20 protein-coding genes, 2 tRNA genes and 1 pseudogene are annotated in these 21,228 nt (G+C 70.5%); 8 read left to right on the top strand and 15 right to left on the bottom strand.

Going from position 1 to position 21,228, the window contains the following annotated elements; translation table 11 throughout:
• Positions 1-34 precede the first annotated feature (34 nt).
• The 7 genes from ABT115_RS23760 to ABT115_RS23730 all read right to left on the bottom strand — a co-directional run bounded on the left by ABT115_RS23760 (position 35) and on the right by ABT115_RS23730 (position 6,484).
• Positions 35-108 (bottom strand) — tRNA-Lys (locus tag ABT115_RS23760).
• On the bottom strand, positions 99-800 hold the full coding sequence (locus ABT115_RS23755; RefSeq protein WP_351793272.1) for a bifunctional DNA primase/polymerase: 702 nt from the start codon (positions 798-800) through the stop codon (positions 99-101). Before ABT115_RS23755 ends, ABT115_RS23760 begins: the two co-directional genes overlap by 10 nt.
• A 231-nt stretch (positions 801-1,031) precedes the next feature.
• On the bottom strand, positions 1,032-1,370 hold the full coding sequence (locus ABT115_RS23750) for a DUF8844 domain-containing protein (protein ID WP_351793269.1): 339 nt from the start codon (positions 1,368-1,370) through the stop codon (positions 1,032-1,034).
• Between the two features lie 114 nt (positions 1,371-1,484).
• On the bottom strand, positions 1,485-2,819 hold the full coding sequence (locus tag ABT115_RS23745; RefSeq protein WP_351793266.1) for an AAA domain-containing protein: 1,335 nt from the start codon (positions 2,817-2,819) through the stop codon (positions 1,485-1,487).
• The gene (locus tag ABT115_RS23740; protein WP_351793263.1) at positions 2,816-4,429 is read right to left on the bottom strand and encodes a hypothetical protein; all 1,614 of its coding nucleotides are present in this window, start codon (positions 4,427-4,429) and stop codon (positions 2,816-2,818) included. The genes ABT115_RS23745 and ABT115_RS23740 overlap by 4 nt, the downstream gene beginning before the upstream one ends.
• Positions 4,420-5,607 carry a hypothetical protein gene (locus ABT115_RS23735; protein WP_351793261.1) on the bottom strand — a complete coding sequence of 396 codons (1,188 nt, stop codon included), beginning with the start codon at positions 5,605-5,607 and terminating at the stop codon, positions 4,420-4,422. Before ABT115_RS23735 ends, ABT115_RS23740 begins: the two co-directional genes overlap by 10 nt.
• Positions 5,492-6,484 carry a phosphatase PAP2 family protein gene (locus ABT115_RS23730; protein ID WP_502969149.1) on the bottom strand — a complete coding sequence of 331 codons (993 nt, stop codon included), beginning with the start codon at positions 6,482-6,484 and terminating at the stop codon, positions 5,492-5,494. The genes ABT115_RS23735 and ABT115_RS23730 overlap by 116 nt, the downstream gene beginning before the upstream one ends.
• A 198-nt stretch (positions 6,485-6,682) precedes the next feature.
• On the opposite strand from ABT115_RS23730, the pseudogene ABT115_RS23725 reads away from it, so the two are divergent.
• Positions 6,683-6,873: pseudogene (locus ABT115_RS23725) on the top strand (histidine phosphatase family protein); the annotation flags it as partial.
• Positions 6,874-6,988: 115 nt separating this feature from the next.
• Here the strand turns inward: ABT115_RS23725 and ABT115_RS23720 are convergent.
• Complete coding sequence (locus ABT115_RS23720; RefSeq protein ID WP_351793258.1) at positions 6,989-8,341, bottom strand: NsdA family TPR-like regulatory protein; 1,353 nt, start codon at positions 8,339-8,341, stop codon at positions 6,989-6,991.
• 241 nt (positions 8,342-8,582) lie between these two features.
• Here ABT115_RS23720 and ABT115_RS23715 point away from each other — a divergent pair, with 241 nt between their 5' ends.
• The 3 genes from ABT115_RS23715 (at position 8,583) to ABT115_RS23705 (ending at position 10,797) form a co-directional block, all read left to right on the top strand.
• Positions 8,583-9,020 (top strand): hypothetical protein, encoded by a 438-nt coding sequence (locus ABT115_RS23715; RefSeq protein ID WP_351793256.1) that lies wholly within the window; start codon positions 8,583-8,585, stop codon positions 9,018-9,020.
• A 108-nt stretch (positions 9,021-9,128) separates the two neighbouring features.
• Positions 9,129-10,088, top strand: a complete 960-nt coding sequence (locus ABT115_RS23710; protein WP_351793359.1) for a spermidine synthase — start codon at positions 9,129-9,131, stop codon at positions 10,086-10,088.
• 202 nt (positions 10,089-10,290) lie between these two features.
• The gene (locus ABT115_RS23705) at positions 10,291-10,797 is read left to right on the top strand and encodes an RICIN domain-containing protein (protein WP_351793254.1); all 507 of its coding nucleotides are present in this window, start codon (positions 10,291-10,293) and stop codon (positions 10,795-10,797) included.
• A 375-nt stretch (positions 10,798-11,172) separates the two neighbouring features.
• On the opposite strand, the gene ABT115_RS23700 is transcribed toward ABT115_RS23705, so the two are convergent.
• The 3 genes from ABT115_RS23700 to ABT115_RS23690 all read right to left on the bottom strand — a co-directional run bounded on the left by ABT115_RS23700 (position 11,173) and on the right by ABT115_RS23690 (position 13,220).
• Positions 11,173-11,245: transfer RNA gene (locus ABT115_RS23700), tRNA-His, on the bottom strand.
• A 126-nt stretch (positions 11,246-11,371) separates the two neighbouring features.
• Complete coding sequence (orn, locus tag ABT115_RS23695; protein WP_351793252.1) at positions 11,372-11,974, bottom strand: oligoribonuclease; 603 nt, start codon at positions 11,972-11,974, stop codon at positions 11,372-11,374.
• Positions 11,975-11,984: 10 nt separating this feature from the next.
• Entirely contained in the window at positions 11,985-13,220 is a 1,236-nt protein-coding gene (locus ABT115_RS23690; protein ID WP_351793250.1) for a helix-turn-helix domain-containing protein, read from the bottom strand.
• 937 nt (positions 13,221-14,157) lie between these two features.
• On the opposite strand from ABT115_RS23690, the gene ABT115_RS23685 reads away from it, so the two are divergent.
• Positions 14,158-14,679, top strand: a complete 522-nt coding sequence (locus tag ABT115_RS23685) for a universal stress protein (RefSeq protein WP_351793357.1) — start codon at positions 14,158-14,160, stop codon at positions 14,677-14,679.
• 219 nt (positions 14,680-14,898) lie between these two features.
• On the opposite strand, the gene glmS is transcribed toward ABT115_RS23685, so the two are convergent.
• Positions 14,899-16,728, bottom strand: coding sequence for a glutamine--fructose-6-phosphate transaminase (isomerizing) (glmS, locus tag ABT115_RS23680; RefSeq protein WP_351793248.1), 1,830 nt, complete (start codon positions 16,726-16,728; stop codon positions 14,899-14,901).
• A 43-nt stretch (positions 16,729-16,771) separates the two neighbouring features.
• Positions 16,772-17,047, bottom strand: coding sequence for a hypothetical protein (locus ABT115_RS23675; RefSeq protein WP_351793246.1), 276 nt, complete (start codon positions 17,045-17,047; stop codon positions 16,772-16,774).
• A 283-nt stretch (positions 17,048-17,330) separates the two neighbouring features.
• Between ABT115_RS23675 and ABT115_RS23670 the strand changes: the two genes are divergently transcribed.
• Positions 17,331-18,965 (top strand): beta-N-acetylhexosaminidase, encoded by a 1,635-nt coding sequence (locus tag ABT115_RS23670; protein WP_351793243.1) that lies wholly within the window; start codon positions 17,331-17,333, stop codon positions 18,963-18,965.
• Positions 18,966-19,084: 119 nt separating this feature from the next.
• Here the strand turns inward: ABT115_RS23670 and ABT115_RS23665 are convergent, their stop codons facing one another.
• The gene (locus ABT115_RS23665; RefSeq protein WP_351793241.1) at positions 19,085-19,726 is read right to left on the bottom strand and encodes a GNAT family N-acetyltransferase; all 642 of its coding nucleotides are present in this window, start codon (positions 19,724-19,726) and stop codon (positions 19,085-19,087) included.
• A gap of 198 nt (positions 19,727-19,924) precedes the next feature.
• Between ABT115_RS23665 and ABT115_RS23660 the strand changes: the two genes are divergently transcribed.
• Positions 19,925-20,308, top strand: a complete 384-nt coding sequence (locus ABT115_RS23660) for a hypothetical protein (RefSeq protein ID WP_351793238.1) — start codon at positions 19,925-19,927, stop codon at positions 20,306-20,308.
• Between the two features lie 189 nt (positions 20,309-20,497).
• Here the strand turns inward: ABT115_RS23660 and ABT115_RS23655 are convergent, their stop codons facing one another.
• The gene (locus tag ABT115_RS23655; protein ID WP_351793236.1) at positions 20,498-20,803 is read right to left on the bottom strand and encodes a TetR-like C-terminal domain-containing protein; all 306 of its coding nucleotides are present in this window, start codon (positions 20,801-20,803) and stop codon (positions 20,498-20,500) included.
• Positions 20,804-21,114: 311 nt separating this feature from the next.
• Between ABT115_RS23655 and ABT115_RS23650 the strand changes: the two genes are divergently transcribed.
• A partial coding sequence (locus ABT115_RS23650; protein WP_351793355.1) for a helix-turn-helix domain-containing protein occupies positions 21,115-21,228 on the top strand: 114 nt, incomplete at its 3' end.

Raw genomic sequence — 21,228 nt, 5'->3', positions numbered from 1 at the left:
TTCGCTTTCGCGAGGGGGGAGCTTCTTCCGTCTGTGCGCCGCCAGGGACTCGAACCCCGGACCCGCTGATTAAGAGTCAGCTGCTCTAACCAACTGAGCTAGCGGCGCCTGCTGACGTCGTAGACATTAGCACCCTGATCGGCGGGAGGAAAAATCGTATTCCGGTCCGCCGACGAAGGCGCCGACCTGGTCACCCGTACACAGGCCCAGAGCAGTACGTCCGGGCCCGGCAACCAGGGGCTGCGTGTGTCGGGAGCTACCACCCAGCGGGGTCCGGGGGTGGAGGATGTGCAGGTCAGGGGCGGTACGGTCACCGCGTCCCCGGTGCCGTGGCAGAGCAGCGGCGGGACCTTGCCGCCGCCCCGGCCCTGCGGGTCCGTGCCGGTCCGCGGTTCGAAGCCGCCGCCCCACTCCTCCCAGTCGAGCAGCGACGGCAGCCGCTGGGCGGTGCCGGGGGAGGCGAAGAGCAGCATCCGTCCGTGGTGGGTGGCGACGGGTCCGGAGCCAGGGCCGTCCGCCCACAGGTGCTCCAGCATCCGGCGCCCGAAGAGGGTGGGCACATTCACCACGTCGAAGGCCGAACCGCATGGCAGCACCCCGGGCGAGGAGGGGTGGGCCTGCCACTGGGCCAGCGCACTGCGCGGATAGGCCGCGGCGCCGGCGAGCCAGGCGGCACCGGCCGCTGTGACCTGAGCCGTCTGGTTCGGCGCCCGGTCCCGCAGGAGGGCGAAGATGTCGGCGCCGTGGCGGGGGGCGTCGCTGTGATGCAGGGGCGTTTCGTCTGACAGCCATGCACTCATGCGCCCATGTCTACCGGGAGTGATCAAGTGGATTCCGAGAGTTGCCGGAAACCGGGACAGGTTGGGGTGCGTGGGAGTATCTTGCGCCCGGGCATATGCCACTGGTTGTCCCAGGTGTCAGGACTTGGCGTGGACGGGCGGTCCGGATGGTCCGGTGCGACGGCGGGCCGGGGCCGGTGGCAGGCCCGGCGCGATGATCGGGACGGTGTCGGCAGGGGGCCGGCACGGCGGTCAGGGAGCGGATCCGCCCAGCAGACTCCGGCCGAACTCGACCATCTTCTTGGCGTAGTCCTCGGTCCACTCCGCACGCTGCGCGATGTCCGCGGTCGTCAGCCGGTCGAACCGGCGCGGATCGGCGAGCTGGGCGGCGGCGATCGCCTGGAACTCGGCCGCCCGGTCGGTCGCGGCACGGAACGCCAGGGTCAGCTCGGTGGCGCGGGACAGCATCTCCCTCGGATCCTCCATCGACTCCAGGTCGAAGAAGTGCTCAGGATCGGCGACTGCCGCCGACGGCTCGAAGAGCAGCGGCGCGGGACGCAGCCGCCGCTCGTTCCGCTCGGGTTGTGCCATGTGGTGTTTCCTCCTTCGGTGGGCCCGACGGCCACCCTCCATTGTCCAACGCTGCGCAAGGGGGCTTCGCGGACGCCCGGAACCGGGCCCGCGACCTGCCGGGACCGGCCGCCGTCACGCCTTCCACCGCACCCGGTGCTCCGCCAGATGCGTGAGCACCGCGTGGTTCGCCTCCCAGCCGTCGGGGAACTTCATCGTGACCCCCAGCTGCACCGGCTCCGTCGACGGGTGCTCGTCCAGCAGCTCCGCGACGCCCGCCCGGCACACCACGATGCACGCATGCCGGTGGCGCGAGGCCAGGACGCACAGCCGGCCCGTCTCCAGATGGAAAGCCGTGGCGTCCGGGCGGCCGGACAGCGGATGCAGGACCACCGTCACATCGAACTCGCGGCCCTGGAGCCGGTTCGCCGTGTCCACCGCCACGCCCGTCACACCCAGCTTCGCGAGCGCCGCCCGTACCGCCGCAGCCTGGTCGCGATGGGCGGTGCCGACCGCGACCCGGTCCGCCGTCACCGGAGCCGGATCCGCGGAGCGCTCGCTCGTCGCCACGCCACCCCGGTCGAGGAGCCGGCGGACGACCAGGGCCACCGCCCGTACCGCCTCCGGGTCGGTGCGCGGGGTGCGCCGGGCCGGGAGTTCGAGCAGGCCCCAGCCAGACTCCGCGGCCTCGTCCAGCACCCGGTCCGGGGCCGACCCGTCGGACGCGACGCCGAACGACAGCTGCCGGTCGCCGTGGTCCGTACCGCTGCGGAACGGGGTGTACGGGTAGAACGCGTCCGAGACGAGCGGCGCGGCGGAGGCGGGCAACCGCCACGATACCGGCAACCGGTGCTGCGGCAGCTGGGGATTGTGCGCGAGGAGCGTGGAGACCGCGCTCGCGGACGGGTCGTACGACAGCCCCGCCCACTGCTCCGCGCCGACGATCGAGAACGGGTCCAACTGGCCCGGATCGCCGACGAACAGCGCCCGCTCGAAGAGACCCGCGACGGCCAGCAGCGCATCCGAACGCATCTGGTACGCCTCGTCGACGATCGCGTGGCCCCACGGCTCGACGTTCTTCACATGCGCCCACTTGGCCGCCGTCGAGATGACGACATCGAGTCCGGCGAGGTCCGAGGCCTTGGCCGACTTCCGTACATTGGCCAGGCCGTCCAGCACCTTGTCGTACGGGTCGGAGTCATTGCTGTGCAACCGGCCGACGGGCAGCCCCGGTTCCTTCTCGGCCAGCCGCACCACCAGGTCGTCGACCTGGGCATTGGTCTGCGCGACCACCATCAACGGGTGCCCGGCCGCAGCGAGTTCGAGTGCCGCACGCACCACGAGCGTCGACTTGCCCGCGCCCGGCGGGGAGTCCACGACGATGCCGCGGGACGTACCGCTCAGGGTGTCGGCGAGGATCGCGTCGGTGGCCCGCGCGGCCTGGGCGCCCGGGTCGGATACGGCCGTCACAGAAGGTCCTCCGCGGTCACGGGATCGGGATGCTCGGTGCGCTCACCGGCCGCGCCCGGCGGGCCGCCGTGCGTCCAGGGCGTCTCCTCGGGGTCCGGCAGCTTCGGGCCGCCGCGCTGATCGTGCTCGAACAGCGTCCAGGCGATCCGGTCGCCCGGCTCGGGCACCGAACCCGGGGCCGGCTCCTTGCTCCGGCCCATCCGGTCGATGATCCGCAGCACCAGCAGCGGCGCGGACCCGTCCTCCGGCTCCGCGGCGTACTCCACGAACTCGGCGGTCTGCGGCTTTCCGTCCAGCGAGCGGTACACCTTGGTGCGCTCGCCGAGATGCGGGTGCTCGTCCGTGCGGACCGTGACCAGCGGGCGCGGCGACGGGCGCTTCGACTCGCTGTACGCCATCGCCACCTCCGTCACGTCGCCGACGAACGCCTCACCGGCCAGCCGCCGGCCGGCCAGCACCAGCGGATCGTCCAGCGCCTCCTGTGCCTCCAGCTGGGCCTGCGCCGTCTCGCGCGAGGCCAGCTTCTGAGCTGCCGTCACCGCGTCGTCCCGGCGCGGCTGCGGCGGCTCACCGGACCGCACCCGGTCCCGGTGACCGGTGAACGACCAGCGGTCCCTCGTCCAGCGGTCCTCGGCCCGAGACCCCTCGGGCAGTTCCTTCAATAGATCGAGCCCCCGCCACACCGCATCCCAGGTCGGCCGCATCACCCCGGCCAGCAGAGCCCTGATCTCCCGCTCGGCGGAGGTCAGTTCAGCGAGCCGGGCATCGGCCGCGAGACCGTCCTCGGCCGCAGCGAGCGAGGTGCGCGCCCGGTCGTACTTCTCGATGGCGGGCGCCAGCAGATGGTTGTCGAACGCCGGGTCCGTGGCCGGACCGGCCGGCGGGCACAGCAGCTGGCGCTCGCCGTCGCGCTCCAGCTCCGCACGGAGTGCCGCCGATGCCCCGGACCCACCCGCCGGGGCGTCGACCCACGCCAGCAGTGCGCCCAGATGCTGATCCTCCAGGCTGCTCTGCCCGGTCGCCCAGTGCCGGTTCAGCAGATCCGTCATGGCCAGCAGCAGCGAGGAGCCAGGCACCCTGGCCCGCTCCCCGTAGTGCGTCAGCCAGCGGCCCAGCAGCGGGACGCGGGCGGGGGCGGGATACGGGGCGTCGGGGTCGTCCTCTGCCGTGCGCCGGAACCGCATGGAGCGCCCGAGCAGCCGTACGAAATCGATGCCCGCCCGGCTCGGCACGATCAACTGCGGTGCGTCCGTGCACAGTTCGACCTCGACCTTGACCTTCTTCCCGGTCCCCGGATCGGTCTCATTGCGCTCGGCGGGCTCGACGACATCCTCGTACGCCTCGATGTGCGGCAGCACCGCCTCGGCCAGCTCCGCAAGGAACGCGAACCGCAGATCCCGGTCGCGTGGCTGCGAAACCGTCAGCAGCCGGGGCGCCTCCCGGTCGGTCCCGACGAGCGCGCCCAGCGGGGCGCCCGCCTCACCGGCGGTGGTCAACGGCACCAGGACGAGCGGCCGGTCGGTGAGATGGCGGTGCCGGACCGTCGTCATCGGTTGCGCCCGGCCGCTCTCCACAGCCTCCAGCCGGGCCAGGGTGCTGATCAGCGACATGCCGCACTGCCCTCCAGTGCCTCGGCCCGCAGCGCCGCCGCACGCCGCAGGGCGGCGACCGTCGGATCCGCCGGGTCGCCCTCCTTGCCCGCGGCGGCGGCCAGCACCGCACCCACCGTCGTCAGCCCGCCGAGCTCGCCCCGCACGCTCCGCCCCAGCGCCTCCACCGCACCGGCCGCGCGGGCCTGTGCCCGGCAGTGGAAGGCCAGTTCACAAGCGGCGAGGCACTCCGGGGCATACGCCGCGGCGACCGATTCCACCGCGGCGTCGAGCTGCTGCCGGGAGCACTCCGGATCGAAGGTGGTGCCCTCGGGCAGGGTCGCCGCGATGTCCTCGATCCGGGTCAGCCTGGTCAGCTGGCGCCGGGTGACCGCACGCTGCTTGCGTACGTCGACGACCGAGGCGGTCGGCAGATTGGAGAAGTCCTTCGGGCAGACCAGCAGCACCCGGTCGCCGACCTCCGCGCCCTCGGTCAGCTCCGCGATCCGCTCCAGCGCCAGTACGTAGACGGCGGACTGCCGGGCCGCCGCGCCGACCTTCGCCGCGTCGGCCGAGCCGTCGATCACGGGGAAGGACTTGATCTCGACGACCGTCCAGGTGCCGTCGGGGTGGACCGCCACCGCGTCCGGCTCCAGATAGGCGGGGGAGCCCGCCACCTCCAGGGCCAGCATCGGGTGGTCCAGCAGCGCCCAGCCGCCCGCCTCGGTCGCCTCCCGCAGCGCCAGCGCCGTACGCGCCGCGCGGCCCTCGGGGCCGGCCGCGGTCAGATCGGGCACCAGGACCTCGCGCGGCGCCTCGGCGCCGGCGCCGAGGCGCTCGTACAGCAGCCGCATCAGCTCCGTACCGCCGTCGGCCTTGACCTTGGCCTCGAAGGCGTTGCCCCGGACGAAAGCGAACTGCGACTGGCCGAAGGGCGCCGGTGAACCGAGCGCCGTGGCCAGTGCGGCCTTGTCCACCCCGGCGCCGTCCAGCAGGGCGCGGCGTCGGCAGCCGGGGTTGGCGGCGAGGGCGGCCAGCGCACGGGCATCCAGCGGACGCGGTGCGACAGCCGGGCCCCGCAGCTCAGCGAGCCGCTGCCGGAGTGTCGTCCTCCGTTGCTCCCGCCCTTGCGGGGGCAACGGTGTCGGCCCGGGGTGCGCGACCGGCCGAGGCGTCTGCTTCGGCCGGTGCTGCGGCATCGGTGGAGTCTGCGGAGGTGGTCCGCTGGCCAGGGATTCGCTCACCCGCCGAAGTCTCGCATCCGGCACTGACAATCGGGGACTTCGCGGCCCCGGCGAACCGTGGGAAGCGGTCTGCGAGCCGGTCCCTGACCTGGTCGGTGATACGCATCACCGGTCCGGCCAGCAGGGCTCCGACGCCCATCAAGGCAGCGCCCGCGACCGCGTCGAGGAAGTAGTGGTTGGCCGTGCCCATCACCACGAGCGTGGTGACCAGGGGGTACACGACGCCCGCGGCCCGTAGGAGCGGGTGGCGGCCGTGACGCCACAGCAGGATTCCGCACCAGAGCGCCCAGCCGACGTGCAGGCTCGGCATCGCCGCGTACTGGTTCGTCAATCCGCCCATGCCGCGCGGGGCACTCGCCTCGGTGCCCCACCAGCCGTACGAGCTGTACTGCGCCATCGTGTCGACGAAGCCGTAACTGGCGTGGAGCAGCCGGGGTGGGCAGGTCGGTATCAGCGCGAAGCCGATCAGACCGAGCAGTGTGGAGGTCATCAGCCAGGTGCGGGCTTTGCGGTACAGGGCCTGGCGGCGGCGGAAGAGCCAGATCAGAACGGCCGGGGTGACCAGATAGTGCAGGGACGCGTACACGAAGTCGGCGGGTATGCCTATCGAAGGGTGGGCGGTCAGCAGCCGGTTGAGCGGGTGCTCGAAGTTGATGTGGAGCGTCTTCTCCAGGTGCAGGATGCGCAGACCGTGGTCGACGGCCGTGGACACGTCGCCGCGCGCCACCAGCCGGCCCGCCAAGTAGGCTGCGTACACCACGGCCAGCAGCGGCAGTTCGGTCCACCAACGGGGCCGCGGGCGCGGCACGTACGCGGTGCTGGCAGGCTGCATCCGGAAGCTCTCCATCATGTGTTCATGTGACCGGCGGCGGGCGTTCAACCGTACGGTGCAGATCGGCTGCGATTCCCCCGGGGTTCTTCTCGGATGCCCCGCGCGTACAGATTTCTCCGCGCAGAGAGTGACGCCTGTCCGACCCTGGAGGTTGCCTCGAACGCGTGCGAGACGATGGGAAATTCGGATGATCCGATATCTCGGTCTCCGGCCTCAGATCTCAGGGAGAGCCGTCATGGCGCCAGGTACGGTGGCTCGGGCGAGGTTGGTGAGGGCATGTCATTCTCACGCGCATCCGGCTCGATCCGACGTCGCTGTCGGTGCCGGGGTGGGCGTACGGGGCGCCCGCGATGGAACGCTGGAACGACACGGGCCACTTGGACCGGTAGGGCGTGTTCCGAGAGCAGCGTCGTCCGCCCGCAGGACGGAACCGGTCACGTGGTGCGAGGACGGAACCGGTCACGTGGTGCGGGGTGCGTGGAATTCGGGCCGTTCGACGAAGACCTACGCTCCCGGCTTCGAGACCTCCGCGTGCCTTTCCAGGAACCCCCGTACCTCCGCCGCACCCCGCTGCGGCGCCAGTACCTCCGCCGCCGCCGCCAGCATCGCCCGGATGCGGGACGACTGGACGCGATCCAGCAGGTCCAGCACCTGGTGGCCCGCCGTCGCCGCCTCCGCGGCCCGGCCCGCGCGGGCCAGGTCCTGGGTCAGCTCGGCCCGATACAGCGCCAGGTTCCGGGTGAAGTGCGGGTCCTGGAGCCGCGTCGCCCGCAGCGCGTGGCGGGCCGCCCGCGACCAGTCGCCCAGCGCCGACCAGCACTGCGCCTCCAGCATCTCCAGCTCCGCCTCCCGGAAGAAGGTCATCCACTCCGGATCGGCGTCGGACGGACCGCGTTCGAACGCGGTGTGCGCCCGGCCGATCGCCCGTTCGCAGCCCGTACGGTCCCCGAGTCCCGCCCGGCCCCCCGCCTCCCGCAGCGCGAGCAGCGCCAGCAGCCGCGGCGAGCCCAGCGGCTGCGCCGCCCGCTGCCCGGCTTCGGCGGCGCGTACGGACTCGCGGGGCCGCCCCGTGTCCCTGGCCAGGAACGACGTGTTGCAGAACGCATGTGCCTCCAGCGCCGCGTCACCCGACACCCGCGCCGTGGCCAGCGCCTCCGCGTAGTGCGAGCGGGCGTCCTCGAACCGACCCGAGTCATGGGCCAGCCAGCCCACCGAGATGGCCAGTTCGCCCGCCCCGGCATGCAGCCGGTCGGCCGTGGAGTGCCTGGTGGGGGTTCCGGAGTCGAGCAGCGCGTACGCCGCCCGCAGCGGCTGGGACGCCCTGCGGTACAGGCCGTCACCGCCGTGCCGGTCGTCGAGCAGCCGGATCTGCCGTACTGCTTTCTCGACGGCGCTCACCTCGGCCTCTCCGACCCGGTGCCGGTCGGGCAGGGCGGCGGCAGCTGATGTGCCGTCGAGGCCGAGGCCCAGGGTTGCGGCCGCCATCGCGGTGGTGCCGCTTGTCATGAATACGCGACGCAGCACGTCGCTCTCCTCGTCGGTGTCGCTGTGGAGCGTGGGGGGCGGTGAAGTTTCGGCAGTGGTCCATGCCCCCCGGCCGCGCACGGATTCGCGCGGTGAGAAGCCCAGGTCCGCCAGGGTGGTGCCGGGGAACATGTGCAGGAAGACCCGTTCGTACGCGTAGTTGGGGCAGCGGATCTCGCCGGACTCCACGCGTCCGATGTACCGGGCGTCGCACGCGACCTGCTCGCCGATCTCGCGGGCGGACCTGCGTACCGCGGCAGCGAACTCCCCGGCGGAGCGCGGTCCGCGCAGCCGCCGGAAGGCGAGGTTGGGAACTGGCCCTGTCGACACCATGGCTGAGCCCTCTCTGGTGCAGCCGGGCTCCTGCTTCCGGCGTCCCGGCGGAGCAAGAACGTACCGGCTGCGACCGGCCACACACTTGGCGTTTACCTACAAAAGGGGTAACTCACCCGCGATCCGCCATGAACTGCCACCCTTTGCGGCGGCGTGGCACCGTAGCCCTTGACGCAGTCGGCGCGTTGGTCCATGCGGAGACGGAAATCCGGCTCCGCCCGGCGATGAGAGGAGAGGTCCCTTGTTGCATCTCGGTACGGAGACCGGCTCGCGGACGACCGCGGCGCCCCCGGCCGCAAGGGACGCCACGGCGCCCACGGAGGGCTACCGGGGCGAACCCTGTGATCTGGTGACCGTCCCGGCCCGCCAGGGCCTGGAGGCCGTGGACATCCTGCGCCGTGACGCCGATCAGGACGTCGGCCCGGTCCTGCACGACGGCGCCTGCGACACCCTCGGCTTCCTGGTCCCCCCGGGGACCGCCGAGGCATGGGACGTACCGGGCAGCGCCTGTACGCGGACCGATGGCCGCGGGCTGCGCATCCCCGCCGAGCCGCCCGTCACCGGCAGCGGCTGGCTGCTGCCGCCCGAGGGGGACGCCCCGGTCACCGACCCGGCCGTGCTGCGGGCCGCTCTCGACCAGGCGGCCCGGCTGATCGAGGCGGCCGACAACTGCCGCTGACCGCAGGCTCCCCGTCGGCGCGCCCATAATGGGCCGGTGGCCGGGTTTCCCCGGCACGGCCGGTTCCGTACCGGCCCGGAGCGATGCAGTGAGCAGGCACGAGCAGCAGTGGCACGTCGAGGAGCGTCGAGCGCAGGTGCGGGCGCCCGTAGGCGATCCGACCGCAAGGCCGACGGCAGCACCGAACGCGGGACCGGTCGCGGCGGCGCCGGGCGCAGGACGGAGCCCCTCGCCGAACCGGTGGACGGCGGTCTCGCCGAGCTGGTGCCCGATCGGGAGCGCCGGCGCGCCTGGACGCTGACACTCGACGGCGCCCCCCAGTCCCATGTGGACCTCGACGACCCCACCCATCTGTCCTTCGAGTACCAGCGAAGGATCGGCCACATCGCCGACCTCGTCGCACCCCCTGGGCAGCCGCTGCACGTGGTGCACCTGGGCGGCGGCGCCTTCACTCTCGCCCGCTACATCGCCGCGACCCGGCCCCGCTCCACCCAGCAGATCGTCGAGTCGGACGCCGCACTCGTCCAACTGGTCCGCCGGGAGCTGCCGCTGGACCCGCAGGCCAGGATCCGGGTCCGCGCCACCGATGCGCGCGCCGGGCTCGGGAAGATCCAGGACGGCTGGGCGGATCTCGTCATCGCCGATGTCTTCAGCGGAGCCCGTACCCCCGCACACCTCACCAGCACCGAGTTCCTCGCCGAGGTGCGCCGGGTCCTGAAACCCGGCGGGAGCTATGTGGCCAACCTCGCGGACGGCCCGCCGCTGACCCATCTGCGCGGCCAGATCGCCACCGCGGCCACGGTCTTCCCCGAACTGGCGCTCGCCGCCGACCCGACCGTGTGGCGCGGCCGCCGCTTCGGCAACGCGGTGCTGCTCGCCTCGGATCTGCCGCTGAAGGTCGCCGAACTGACCCGCCGGGTCGCGACCGACCCGCACCCCGGACGCGTCGAACACGGGCGGGCACTCGCCGACTTCACCGGCGGCGCGGCGGCGGTGAGCGACGCGGACGCCAGGCCTTCACCGGCGCCACCGCCCTCGGCGTTCGACCAGGGCGTGATTCGAAAGTAGCGCCGTCCGCCCGGACGCACGAAAGCGCCCCGTAGCCGGAACAGGGGGCGTAAATCATTGTCACTGCTCAGGACTGCCTGATCGGGCGAGTCGAGTCACCCCCACCGTTGCGGTGCGTTGGCGGGGGACCTCCGAACCGGCGCTATACGCTACGCAATCAATCGGGCACGGAATGTGACCGCTTGGAGTGAAGGAGTCCTTCATGCGCATTCGATCTGCGGGCGTCATGGTCGCCGTAGCACTTAGTGCGACCGTACTCGGGGTGGGCACCGCCGACGCGACCGGGCCGTTGAGCGGCACCAAGGTCCGCAACTGGCAGAGCGGCTACGTCCTCGGCGTCGCCGGCACCTCGACGGTCGGCGGCGCCCAGATCCAGTACGAGGTCGACACTGACAACTTGTCTCAGAAGTGGGCCATCGACCCGGTCACCAGCAGCACCTTCCTGCTGCGCAACCTCAACAGCGACATGTGCGTCACCGCGGTGGGCGGGGGCGCCTCCGAAGCTCTCCAGCAGCGTCCGTGTGACGCCCGCTGGGACGAGCAGATCTTCAGCATGGAGGCATCCAGCAAGGCCAACCGGTACCAGCTCAAGAACCAGGCCCACAACCTGTGCTTGAACCCTGGCACCACCAGCGCCCCCGCCTACGCCCGAGTTGTCGGCTGTAGCGTCACCAACAACTGGAACACCCACTCGTTCGACGTCCGCTGACCTCTTCAGCGCGGAGTCATGAAGCGGCGTGACGAAACCGCCCCTGTTCCGGCCGCAGCCGGAACAGGGGCGGTTTGGTTCATGAGCGGCGGCGGTCCGGTGGGAGACCGGCCGCAGTAGGGCTCGACGACGGCGCGGGATCCGGGCCGGACGGAGTAGTCCGGCGGCAGACCAGGGCGTCAGGATCACCCGGCGGCGGCTGGAGGCTGTACCCGGCCGGGCACGTCTCGGTGTGCCGGAGCAGGGACAGGTGGATGCGGATGTCTCGGTGGTAGTCCTCGCGGGTCCGTTCCTCGATGTTCCCGCCATGTTCCCAAGTCCGGGGACATGAAGAAGGCCTGACCCGTTTTCACAGGCCAGGCCTTGATCATTCAGGGTGAGTAACGGGACTCGAACCCGCGACATCCTGGACCACAACCAGGTGCTCTACCATCTGAGCTATACCCACCATGCCCGGTCTTTTTCTGACCGGCCGAGGAAAAGTGTACAGGGTCCGGGCGGGTGCTCGCGCCCCAGTTGTCCAGCCGCTGATCCCGGGCTCTGAAAGGCCCATGACCAGCGGCTTCGCAACGTCCTACGGCGTGGGCGGCGCGACACGCGCTGCGATCGCCTTGGCGCGCTCCGAGTCCGGCCCGGGCTGCGGTACGAAGATCGCCTCGCGGTAGTAACGCAGCTCCGTGATGGAGTCACGGATGTCCGCGAGCGCCCGGTGGTTGCCGTTCTTGGCCGGACTGTTGAAGTACGCCCTCGGGTACCAGCGGCGCGCCAGCTCCTTTACCGAGGACACATCGACGATCCGGTAGTGGAGGTACCCCTCCAGGGCCGACATGTCCCGTGCCAGGAAGCCACGGTCGGTGGAGACCGAGTTCCCGCAGAGCGGGGCCTTGCCGGGCTCCTTCACATGCTCGCGGACGTAGGCCAGCATCTGGGCCTCGGCGTCGGCCAGTGTGGTGCCCTGGGCCAGCTCGTCGAGGAGACCCGAGGCGGTGTGCATCTGGCGCACCACCTCGGGCATCGTCTCCAGGGCCGCGTCCGGCGGGCGGATCACGATGTCCACCCCTTCGCCGAGCACGTTCAACTCCGAGTCGGTGACCAGTGCGGCCACCTCGATGAGTGCGTCTTCCGTCAACGAGAGCCCGGTCATCTCGCAGTCGATCCACACCATGCGGTCGTTCATGGTCCCCAGCCTACGGCGCACTCCGTTGGCCCGGCAGGGCCGGGCGCCCGGTGGAGTACGCGTCGGGGCCCGGTTTCCCGTGCTCCGGCTGCCCCGCCCCGGCCGTCGCGGACGTGACGACATGCGGGTCCGGTGGGGTGGTCGCAGCCGCGGCCCGCCGGCCCGCCGAGGGGCCCTGCGCGGGCACGATCGGCTCGGTCGCCGCGGCGGCCGCCTCCGCGCCACCGCCCTGCGGGCGGCGGGCCCGGTAGGCGGCCCGGTACGCGGCGGGGGAGGAGCCCAGCTGGCGCCGGAAGTGCCCGCGCAGCGCGACCGGCGAGCGGAAGCCGCAGCGGCCGGCGACCTCGTCGACCGAGTACTCGGACGTCTCCAGTAGTCGCTGCGCCTGCAGCACCCGCTGGGTGATCAGCCACTGGAGCGGTGCGCTGCCGGTGAGCGAGCGGAACCTCCGGTCGAAGGTCCGCCTGCTCATGTAGGCGCGCGCGGCCAGCGTCTCCACGTCGAACTGCTCGTGGAGATGCTCCAGGGCCCAGGCCACGACCTCGGCGAGCGGGTCGGAGCCGATCTCCTCAGGTAAAGACCTGTCGAGGTAGCGCTCCTGACCGCCACTGCGCCGTGGCGGCACGACGAGCCGGCGGGCCAGTGCCCCGGCGGCCTCCGTGCCGTGGTCCGTGCGGACTATGTGCAGACAGAGATCGATCCCGGCCGCTGTCCCTGCGGAGGTGAGCACATCGCCGTCGTCGACGAAGAGCTCACGCGGATCGACATGGACCGACGGATAGCGCTTGGCCAGCGTCGGTGCGTACATCCAGTGAGTGGTCGCCGGACGGCTGTCCAGCAGACCGGCGGCGGCGAGCACGAACGCGCCGGTGCACAGCCCGACGATGCGGGCCCCTTCCTCGTGGGCGCGGCGCAACGCGTCCAGCGCTTCCGTGGGCGGCGGCGAGGTGATCGAACGCCAGGCGGGCACCACGACGGTGCCTGCCCTGCTGATCGCCTCCAGCCCGTAGGGCGCGGTCAGTTCGAGTCCCCCGGTGGTCCGCAGCGGCCCCTCTTCCCCGCTGCAGACGAGGAGTCGGTAGCGCGGAACTCCCGCGTCCTGGCGGTCGATTCCGAACACGGAGAGCGGGATCGAGCTCTCGAAGATGGGGCCGCCGCTGAACAGCAGTACGGCGACGACTTCTCGTCGTCGTCGTCCACTGAGCTTTCGTACAGCCTCCGTTGCGGCGGCGGAGTCCTGGCTCATTACGCTAAGCCCCCCTCGGTGTTCGCGTCTTCCTGGTCCTTACGGGCCTGTCGCTCCTGCACTTTTCCCCTCGGTCCTGCATGAGTCCCCGTCTTCGATACCCAAGATCGAATCTACTGCGTCCCGTGGTGCCGTCGTGACAAGTTCAGCAACCGGCGTTATGTCGACAAGGCAACTTGGCGGGAAGCATTCGATCACGAAGGGTTTCATCCAGCGGCCGTGCAGGGAAGTGCGCCTCGCATTCATGGCCCGTCCGCGTCGGGTGGAAGCGTACCGCTCGGTCTCTTCCTGCCTGGTGGCAAGGGGGTTGATCGGCCAATTCGGCAAGGAAGTGACAGGGGTATGAAGTTGGCTGAAAATAGATGGTTGTGCATATGTGATTCGGCCGGTCGACCGGCGCACAACCTCGTGGGGAGGCCGCTTCTTTACGCCCCCTCGGCAGGTCGGACGGCCGATCGTACGGAATGATGCGGCGGCGCCGGCGGGCAGCTTGATCCCGGCCGACGGGCCGATATCGGTCCGTCGGCCGGGCGGAGGGCTTTGGGCGGGGCGGATGGGCCGGGGCGGGCGCGGCATGACTCCTGGGGTGGACCGTCGGCCCGGCGCATGGCGTCGGAGGTGATCCACACCGGGGTGCTCCGGTCCCGGCGCGTCGTGCAGTAGGTGACGGAAGTAGCCCCGCCTGGTCACCAAGCGGAGTCGTTTTGGCCCGTCTGCGTCGATGTACAGCGCAACCGGCATTGCCATACGGGTCCGCCTCGGGCATGCTCCGTGAAACGTCGCGCGCGCTTTGCGCCGGTCTGGGCAGTGGGCGAGTGGCGCCGTACCCTGGGGGGTAAGGGGTTGGGAAGATGGTTCCCGGACACCGCGACACCGCCCGTTGATGCACCTTCCCCAAGTCACTCTCCTCACGAGGACTCTCTTCGCCGAGACACCGATGGCCGGTCACGAATTCCCCGAACCCGCCGACCGCAAGCGGGTAGCCGATTTCACGTCGGACCCGCAGGCGGCCGAAGAAACGCGTCATTCCTGCGACCCCGCCTTCCGGCATGGGGTCGTGGTCGGCTTCGACGGCTCGACGTCCAGTGAGCGCGCCCTCGCATACGCCATCGGGATGGCCCGAAGATCAGGTTCCGGCCTGATCATCGTCCATGTCGCCAATCGGCTGCCGACCACGGTCTGGGCAGGCTGCGAGCCGCCCGTCTTCGTCGATGTGCCCGACCACCGCACCGAGGTGCTCGGCCTGGAGCTCGCCTGCGCGGACTACCTCTCCGAGGTTCCCTGGGTGCTCGTCGAGCGAGGCGGGGACATCTGCCATGAGCTGGAAGAGGTCGGCCGGGAGTACTCGGCCGACGCCATCGTCGTCGGCTCCACGCACGGCATCGCCGGCCGCGTATTCGGCTCGGTGGCGGGGCGTCTCGCGCGGCGCGCACAGCGCCCGGTCGTCGTCATTCCCTGACGACCTCGCCCACGATTGTCAGCGGCGTCGCGGTGCTCCCTCACCGGTTCCGGACCCCGCAGCCGGCATGGCGTCAACTCGCCTGTGGAAACCGGCAATCCACCGTCGCTTTGTTCGTCGCCGGACCGCTGGAAGCGGCCCGCACGGGAGCGGCCCCGTACCCGCGGTGGCGGTGGGTACGGGGCCGTTCTGCTCCGGGCATGGCCCGTGCGGGGATGCCTACTCGACGGTGACGGACTTCGCCAGGTTGCGCGGCTTGTCGATGTCACGGCCCATGGCCAGTGCCGTGTGGTACGCGAAGAGCTGGAGCGGGATGCCCATCAGGATCGGGTCCAGCTCGTTCTCGTTCTTCGGTACGACGATGGTGTGGTCGGCCTTCTCCTGCACCTGGTGAGCGACGGCGAGGATGCGGCCGCTGCGGGCCTTGATCTCCTCCATCGCGGCGCGGTTCTTCTCCAGCAGATCGTCGTCCGGCACGATCGCGACCGTGGGCATCGCGGGCTCGATCAGCGCCAGCGGCCCGTGCTTCAGCTCGGAGGCGGGGTACGCCTCCGCGTGGATGTACGAGACCTCCTTGAGCTTCAGCGAGGCCTCACGGGCGACCGGGTAGCCGCGCACCCGGCCGATGAACATCATCGACTTGGCGTCCGCGTACTGAGCCGCCAGTTTCTTGATCTCGTCCTCGTTCGCCAGGATCTCGCTGATCTGGGCGGGCAACCTGCGCAGCCCCTCGATGATCCGCTTGCCGTCGGCGACCGACAGATCCCGGATCCGGCCCAGGTGCAGGGCGAGCAGCGCGAACGCGACGACCGTGTTCGTGAAGCACTTGGTGGAGACGACACAGACCTCGGGGCCGGCGTGGACGTACGTACCGCCGTCGGCCTCCCGGGCGATTGCCGAACCCACCACATTGACGACACCGAGCACCCGGGCGCCCTTGCGCTTGAGCTCCTGGACGGCGGCCAGCACGTCGTACGTCTCACCGGACTGGGAGACCGCGACGTACAGGGTGTCGGGGTCGACGACCGGGTTGCGGTAGCGGAACTCGGAGGCGGGCTCGGCGTCCGCGGGGATACGGGCCAGCTCCTCGATCAGCTGCGCGCCGATCTGGCCCGCGTGGTACGAGGTGCCGCAGCCCAGGATCTTGATCCGGCGGACCCCGCGCGCCTCGCGGGCGTCCAGGTTGAGACCGCCGAGGTGCACGGTGGAGAAACGGTCGTCGATCCGGCCGCGGAGCACTCGGTCGACGGCGTCCGCCTGCTCGGAGATCTCCTTGTGCATGTACGTGTCGTGGCCACCCATGTCATACGACTCGGCCTCCCACTCCACGGTGGTCGGCGTGGCCGTCGTGAACGAGCCCTCCGTGGTGTACGTACGGAAGTCGTCGGCCTTGAGGGTGGCCATCTCGCCGTCGTCGAGGGTGACGACCTGGCGGGTGTGGGCGACCAGCGCGGCGACGTCGGAGGCGACGAACATCTCCTTCTCGCCGATGCCGAGCACGACCGGGGAGCCGTTGCGGGCAACCACGATGCGGTCGTTGAAGTCGGCGTGCATGACGGCGATGCCGTACGTGCCCTCGACCGAGCGCAGCGCCTCGCGGACCTTCTCCTCCAGGGTCTGGGCCTGGGCGCGGGCGATCAGGTGGACCAGCACCTCGGTGTCGGTCTCGGAGAGGAAGTCGACACCGTCGGCGACGAGCTTCGCACGGAGCTCGGCGGCGTTGTCGATGATGCCGTTGTGGACGACGGCGACCTTGTTGTCGGCGTCCAGGTGCGGATGCGCGTTCTCGTCGCTCGGAGCGCCGTGGGTGGCCCAACGGGTGTGGGCGATACCGGTGGTGCCGGTGAAACGCTTGGGAATGCGGGCCTCGAGCTCGCGGACCCGGCCCTTCGCCTTGACCATCTTCAGCGCGGCGGGCTTCCCGGCCGACGCCTTGCCGGTAATGACGATGCCCGCGGAGTCGTAACCCCGGTACTCCAGCCGCTGCAGCCCTTCCAGCAGCAGCGGAGCCACATCACGCTTCCCGATGTATCCGACGATTCCGCACATAAAGTATCTGCCCCTCCATCGACGTACTTGTGGTGCCCGTTGCTCAGCCGTAGACGATGCGGCGCAGCTGGCGGAGCGAGAGCTCCGGCGGTGCGACCGCCCGGTGCGGCAGCTCGGCCGCGATCCGCTCGAAGATCTCCGCGTTCACCAGGCCGCCGGACTGCAGTTCGCGGTGGCGGCGGCGGACGAAGGCCTCGGTCGTCTCGTCGAAGTACGCCAGCACGTCAAGAACCACCCGGGCGGCTTCACCGCGCTGGAGCGCGGTGCTGCGCACCAGGTGATCAATGAGGTCGTCATGCGACGAGCGGCGTTCGAGCACTCGTTGATATTGCGGTGGATGGAGCGCTTACGCAACAATTCTGCCCGATATCGGGCAGGAGCGCGTGTGATTGCGCTCTCGGGCAGGCGCGATCTACGCCGCCTCGCCGTCGAAGGTCCACGTTCCGTCACGCTGGAATATTTCCGCCACGGGCGGATTCCCTCAGTCGCATCACGGCAAAGTGGTCTACACCTTGACCGCGCGTGGGGCAGGCGATACGCATGGTGATGGTTCGTTGCTCAGGAGATCCACAGGTTTGAACCCATCGAAAGGGACCCGGCTTGTGAGACTGCACAGGACACAGCGCACCGCCCTTCCCCGTCTGCTCGGCTCGCTGCTGCTCGTCACAGCGGCCGGTATCTCCAGTGTCGGCGCCGCGCCGGAAAGGCAGGCGGTGAACAGCAGCCCGGCCATCGCCGCCGCGCCCCGTCCGCTCGGGCAGATACTGCCCGCCCCCGCCGAGACGAAGCCCGGCGGTTCTCCGTACACCATCACCGCGGACACCAGGATCCGCGTCGATAACGACTCCCGCGAGGCCCGGAAGATCGGCGACTACCTGGCGGGCGTGCTGCGCCCGTCCACCGGGTACGCCCTGCCGGTCACCGGTCGCGGCGGTGACGGCATCCGGCTCCGGCTCGACCCCCACGACAGTGGGTCGGGCGCCGAGGGCTACACCCTGAAGTCGAGCCCCGGCGCCGTCACCATCACCGCACGCAAACCGGCAGGGCTCTTCCACGGTGTCCAGACGCTCCGTCAACTGCTCCCGGCCGACGTGGAGAAGAACAACCGTCAGAAGGGCCCGTGGAAGGTCGCGGGCGGCACGGTCAAGGACGCGCCCCGCTATGCGTACCGGAGCGCGATGCTGGACGTCTCCCGGCACTTCTTCTCCGTTGCCGAGGTCAAGCGCTACATCGACCAGCTCGCCCTGTACAAGATGAACAAGCTCCATCTGCATCTCTCCGACGACCAGGGCTGGCGGATCGCCATCGACTCCTGGCCGCGGCTCGCCACCTACGGGGGACAGACGGAGGTCGGCGGCGGACCCGGCGGCTACTACACGAAGAGCGACTACAAGGAGATCGTCCGGTACGCCTCCTCCCGCTATCTGGAGGTCGTGCCGGAGATCGATCTGCCCGGCCACACCAACGCGGCACTCGCCTCGTACGCGGAGCTGAACTGCGACGGCGTCGCGCGGCCGCTCTACACCGGCACCAACGTCGGCTTCAGCTCGCTCTGCGTCCCGAAGGCCGTCACGTACGACTTCGTGGACGACGTGGTCCGTGAGCTGGCCGCGCTCACCCCCGGCAAGTACCTCCACATCGGCGGCGACGAGGCGCACTCGACCAGCCACGAGGACTATGTGGCCTTCATGGACAAGGCGCAGGCCATCGTCGGCAAGTACGGCAAGACCGTGGTCGGCTGGCACCAGCTGACCGGGGGCACGCCCGTGAAGGGCGCGGTCGCCCAGTACTGGGGCTTCGACCGGACCGGCGCGGCCGAGCGCAAGCAGGTCGCGGACGCCGCCGTGAACGGCACGAAGCTGGTGCTGTCCCCGGCCGACCGCAGCTATCTCGACATGAAGTACGACAAGGACACCAGGCTGGGACTGGCCTGGGCCGGTTACGTCTCCGTCCAGCGCTCCTACGACTGGAACCCGGCGACGTACGTGTCCGGCGCCCCGGAGAGCTCCATCCTCGGCGTCGAGGCGCCGCTCTGGTCGGAGACCCTGACCAACAGCGACGAGATCGAACAGATGGCGTTCCCCAGGCTGCCCGGCGTGGCCGAGCTGGGATGGTCGCCCGCGTCCACGCACGACTGGGACGCGTACAAGGTACGGCTGGGCGCGCAGGGGCCGAGGCTCTCGGCGCTCGGCGTCAACTACTACCGGGCGCCGCAGGTTCCCTGGGCCGAGCGGTGAGGTGACCGGGGCCGTCCGGCGACCGGTGTGTTCTCGGTCGCCGGACGGGGCCGGCAGATGTCCGCAGTCGCCGGACGGCCGGCCGTGTTCGTCGCAGACGAAGGTGCGCACCGGAAGCGTCATGCTCCGAATTCCGCCCGGCACCGTTCCAGTCCCTCCACCGTCACCTCGACGGCCCGGTACTCCTCCCAGCGGGCACGGTCCAGCCGCAGCCGCTGCAGAGTGACGGGCGCGCCTCGTACCGCGGCGACCTCCAGCCCGTCCGGCAGATACCCGAGCCGACGCGAGACACCCAGCGAGCGCGGGTTGTCGGTCATGGCGGCCGAGACCGCGGTGCGGGCCCCGAGTCCGGCGAAGGCGAGATGCAGGGCGGCGGCCCGCATCTCGGTGCCGATGCCCTGCCCCTGGTGGGCAAGGCCCAGCCACGAGCCGGTGCTGACCTCACCCATCACGGCGAAGTGCTTCGCCGCCACGTCCTGCCGCCCGACCACTTTGCCTTCGTGCAGCACGGCGAGGCTCAGCGTCCAGTCCCGTGCGGACCAGTTGGCGACGGTGGCCAGCACATGCTGGAACACGGCCTTGCCGCACTCGGCGGGCGACGCGTCCGTCCAGGGAACCGTGAACGGCATCTCGGCCGGCGGGTGCACCCCGACGGCGGCGAGCGACGCGAGATCGTCCAGCAACTCCAGGCCCGGGAGGCGGAGTTCCAGACGAGGCGTGCGGAGGCGGAGCCCGTACAGGGGCCAGTGCTGCGGGTTCATATACGGACTTTGCCGCGCTGGTTCGTGCCCTGTCGAACGAATTCGCTGCCGCCACATCGCCGGGAACGGGGCTGGCGATCACCGCGCCGGCCGCATGTCGAGGGACACATATACCGGCAGATCGGTCTACAAGAGGTGGTGTGGCCTGGTGTGTCCGCCGACGCGGGCGCCGGCCGCATGTCGTGCGACACTCCCCGGATGCCTGCCTGGATAACCCTGCGCCGCCTCGGCGCCGCCACCACTCTGTACGCCGTGTTCCTGGCCGGGTGGTGGCTGGGCCAGCCCGTGCGCTCCGACGGCTGCCTCGAAGAGCGGCTCACCGCCGGGGCGGACGGTCGTCCCACACCAATAGAACCGGCCGACCTCAACCGGTACCTCGAGAACCTCGACCTCGACTTCGGTCTCCTCGACTGGGCCGACGACATGGACGGCTACCGCGACGGCGAATACGGCCCCAGCGACTACGGGTACGACCTGCAGCGCGGGTCCGAAGCGTACGACACGGTCCACACTGTCTACGCTCCTTGCTCCTACAAGAAGCGCGCCCGCCTGTTCTCGTGGCTCAACGGCGACTGGGGCTGACTGCACGCGCCGGCCCTCGCCGGCCGCGGCCGGCCGAGCGCATCCACGGTGCGGCCGAGCGGGTCGGCGCCCAGCGCGTCGATGCCGCGGCACCTACGGCGCCCCCAGGATCACTGCCGAGCTCTGCGGCGAGGGTGGTCGGTCTCGACAACCTGGCGCCGTCGCCGCGCCTGGCCGGCTGTTGCGAAGTCAGCGCTGGCACAGCCTCCAGAAGGCGAGGGCCATCGTCGGCGCGGGGACTGGGGCGTCCTTTGTGATCCAGGTGCTGATCACGCCGATCAAGGCGCCGACCGTATATGCGGCTCGCACTTCGTCCGGCACGTCATCGAACCCGGCGGGGCGGTGCCCTACGCGGAATGAGGCGACGAGTTCGGCGGTCAGCTGTTTCCGCATACGCACGGCGAACAGCGCACTTCCCTGGGGGCCCAACATGCGTCGGTACAAGGCCGCGTTGTCGATGATGTGCTGGAACAAATCGTTCAACGGCTGGGGCACGTCGTTCCGAGGTGCGTCGAGAGGCCCAGCCGCCGGAGGCGACTACACGCGCGAGATGCCGGAGGAGGTCCAGCGGCTGCGCTGGGCCGAGTCCCTGCTGGACCAGCATGACTCGCTCGGCGCCCTTACCCTGCTGAAGCCTTTGCTTGACGATTACTCGGTCATCGGATTCCTCCGTGGATACTGCGCCCTCCAGGGCGGAGAGGAGACGGACTCCTGCGGAGCAGGGCAAGGAGCGGAGTTTCGCCTCCGGGGCGAAAGGTCGTGCTGTGACCCGCAGGTTTGACCTTGACTCGCAGCACCTCTAGCTTGTGAGCGTGACCACGAGCTGTGTGAAGCGGGCGTTCAAGTACCGCTTCTATCCGACTGATGCGCAGGCAGCCGAGCTGTCGCGCACGTTCGGTTGCGTGCGGAAGGTCTACAAC

Origin of the sequence: Streptomyces sp. NPDC001832, from assembly GCF_040297265.1 — a bacterium.
GTDB lineage: Bacteria > Actinomycetota > Actinomycetes > Streptomycetales > Streptomycetaceae > Streptomyces.
This window is presented reverse-complemented; position numbering and strand designations above follow the sequence as displayed.

Excerpts from the sequence above, each read along its gene's own strand:
- ABT115_RS23705 (WP_351793254.1), top strand. The coding sequence starts at position 10,291 with ATGCGCATTCGATCTGCGGGCGTCATGGTCGCCGTAGCACTTAGTGCG.
- ABT115_RS23665 (WP_351793241.1), bottom strand. The coding sequence starts at position 19,726 with ATGAACCCGCAGCACTGGCCCCTGTACGGGCTCCGCCTCCGCACGCCT.
- ABT115_RS23685 (WP_351793357.1), top strand. The coding sequence starts at position 14,158 with ATGGCCGGTCACGAATTCCCCGAACCCGCCGACCGCAAGCGGGTAGCC.
- orn (WP_351793252.1), bottom strand. The coding sequence starts at position 11,974 with ATGAACGACCGCATGGTGTGGATCGACTGCGAGATGACCGGGCTCTCG.
- ABT115_RS23660 (WP_351793238.1), top strand. The coding sequence starts at position 19,925 with ATGCCTGCCTGGATAACCCTGCGCCGCCTCGGCGCCGCCACCACTCTG.
- ABT115_RS23690 (WP_351793250.1), bottom strand. The coding sequence starts at position 13,220 with ATGAGCCAGGACTCCGCCGCCGCAACGGAGGCTGTACGAAAGCTCAGT.
- ABT115_RS23755 (WP_351793272.1), bottom strand. The coding sequence starts at position 800 with ATGAGTGCATGGCTGTCAGACGAAACGCCCCTGCATCACAGCGACGCC.
- ABT115_RS23750 (WP_351793269.1), bottom strand. The coding sequence starts at position 1,370 with ATGGCACAACCCGAGCGGAACGAGCGGCGGCTGCGTCCCGCGCCGCTG.
- glmS (WP_351793248.1), bottom strand. The coding sequence starts at position 16,728 with ATGTGCGGAATCGTCGGATACATCGGGAAGCGTGATGTGGCTCCGCTG.
- ABT115_RS23735 (WP_351793261.1), bottom strand. The coding sequence starts at position 5,607 with ATGCCGCAGCACCGGCCGAAGCAGACGCCTCGGCCGGTCGCGCACCCC.
- ABT115_RS23730 (WP_502969149.1), bottom strand. The coding sequence starts at position 6,484 with ATGCAGCCTGCCAGCACCGCGTACGTGCCGCGCCCGCGGCCCCGTTGG.
- ABT115_RS23720 (WP_351793258.1), bottom strand. The coding sequence starts at position 8,341 with ATGGTGTCGACAGGGCCAGTTCCCAACCTCGCCTTCCGGCGGCTGCGC.
- ABT115_RS23740 (WP_351793263.1), bottom strand. The coding sequence starts at position 4,429 with ATGTCGCTGATCAGCACCCTGGCCCGGCTGGAGGCTGTGGAGAGCGGC.